Raw genomic sequence first — 2,160 nt, forward strand, 5'->3', positions numbered from 1 at the left:
TGTCGGCAACGCTCGAATCTGGGGCCGATCCGACGGTGGAAAACGAGGCCACCTGTTGTGGGTTCTAGTCTGCCGTGTCTTGGGTTCTGATGCTGGGCAGGGTGTCGATGCCGCGGTTGCGTAGCCGGTAGCTGGCGCCCTTCAGGGTGAGGACGTCGGCGTGGTGGACGACGCGGTCGATCATCGCGGCGGCGACGGCTTGGTCGCCGAAGACGCCGCCCCAGCCGCTGAAGGGCAGGTTGGATGTGAGGATCAGCGACGCGTGCTCGTAGCGACTGGACACGAGCTGGAAGAACAGGTTCGCGGCGTCCTGCTCGAAAGGCAGGTAGCCGACCTCGTCGACGATGATCAGCCCGTACCGGCGCAGCCGGGTCAGCTCCTGAGGTAGCCGGCCGGCACGGTGGGCATCGGTGAGCCGGGTGACCCACTCGGTGGCGGTGGCGAACAGAACCCGGTGGCCGTGATGGGCGGCGGCGATACCCAGGCCGGTGGCCAGGTGGGTCTTCCCGGTCCCGGGCGGGCCGAGCAGCACGATGTTGCGAGCCTCGGTCAGGAACCCGCCGGACGCCAGGGCAGCGATCTGCTGCCGGACGCCTGGTTGGGCGTCCCAGTCGAACTCCTCGAGCGTCTTCCGGGCACCGAACCCGGCGGCACGGATCCGCAGCTGCGCCCCGGATGCGTTGCGGGCGGCGACCTCGCGGTCCAGGACCGCGGCCAGGTACTCCTCATGGGTCCACCCGGCATCACGGGCGTGATCGGCCAACCGGGCAGCAGACTCCAGGATCCGGGGCGCCTTCAACGCACTGGCCAGGTAGGTCAGCTGCTTGATCGCCTCACCAGTGGCCGGCTTCGTCGCCGCGCCCATCAGGCCACATCCTCATCGCTGCCGTGGGTGAGTCCGAAGGCGCGGTCGTAGTCGGCCAGGTCCCGCACCAGCGGGTCGTCTGGTTCGGCGGTGGCGGGGACGGGGTGCAGGTACTGCTCGCGTAGGACCTTCGCGGCCGCGACATGGGCCGGGTCGGTGATCGTCTGCCCGCGCGCCCAGACACGGTCGTGCCGTGCCACGACCCGCCCATCGTGGCTGATCTGGACCTGGCGTAGGTCAGCGGTGACGTCGACGAACCGGCCGATCAGTGCCGGGTCGACGGAGTAGTCCGATGAGTCCAGGCGGACGTAGTAGTCGCGTCCCAAGCGGACCCGGTTGGTCCAGCCCACCACCGGTGCCACCGGCGGCAGGGGCAGCATCGCGGCCTTGTCGACCTCGACCAGATCGACCGGGCGGGCCTTGATCGTGCGGACCGTCCGGGCGTTCGCGATCGTCAGCCACTCGACGAACTGGGTGTTGAAGTCCGCTGGCGACGCGAACGTGCGACCGGGCATGAAGGAGGTCTCGAAGAACTGGTTGCGTCGCTCCACGATCCCCTTGGACTCCGGATCCCGGGGCCGCAGCCGGTGCACGCTGGTGGCCAACGTGCCGGTGAACGCCGCGACCCCCTCGGCGTGACGCTTGCCGCGGCCGATGCCGGGCTCGTTGTCCCAGATCAACCGTCGCGGCACCCGCCCCAACTCCTGCACCAGTTCCCAGGTCGCGGTCAGCAGGTCCTCGGTCCGACGGGTAGGGATCATCCGACCCAGGACGAACCGGGAGTGCGCGGCGGTGATCACCAGCACCGGCAACAGGACCTTCGTGCCGTCCTCGAGCGGGATCTTCCTCGGCGGGAACCACAAGTCGCACTGCGCCGCGTCCCCGGCCGCCCAGACCAACCGGTCCGCAGGGTCGACCGGCCGATGCTCGGGACGAAGCCGCCGGACGTGGTCACGGAACCAGGTGATCGACCCGGTCCACCCCACCCGTTCGGCCAGCACGGTGGCCGGCATGTCTGGGGTGTCCTTCAACAGCTGACGCACCCGAGCCTCGTACGGATCGAACGACGTCGGCACCGCCGGCCGCTCGTACTTCGGTGGCCGATCCGAGGCCACTGCCCGCGCCACCGTCGACCGTCCGACCCCCAGATCCCGCGCGACCTGCCGCTGCGGAACCCCGTCCGCGACCAGCCGCCGAATCAGAGCCCAATCCTCCACTGAGATCACCCACCCAATCTGTCGGGGTGGCCTCGTTTTCGCCCGTCGCTATGGCCTCATTTTCGAGCGTCGTCGACA

General features: G+C 69.3%; 2 protein-coding genes. Both read right to left on the minus strand.

Going from position 1 to position 2,160, the window contains the following annotated elements; genetic code table 11:
* Window positions 1-64 precede the first annotated feature (64 nt).
* Window positions 65-865 carry an IS21-like element helper ATPase IstB gene (gene istB / locus AC4H2S_RS21140; protein ID WP_491498959.1) on the minus strand — a complete coding sequence of 267 codons (801 nt, stop codon included), beginning with the start codon at window positions 863-865 and terminating at the stop codon, window positions 65-67.
* Window positions 865-2,091 (minus strand): IS21 family transposase, encoded by a 1,227-nt coding sequence (gene istA, locus AC4H2S_RS21145; RefSeq protein ID WP_491498960.1) that lies wholly within the window; start codon window positions 2,089-2,091, stop codon window positions 865-867. The genes istB and istA overlap by 1 nt, the downstream gene beginning before the upstream one ends.
* Window positions 2,092-2,160: the final 69 nt, after the last annotated feature.

Source organism: Nocardioides sp. Z13_37 (assembly GCF_058355585.1).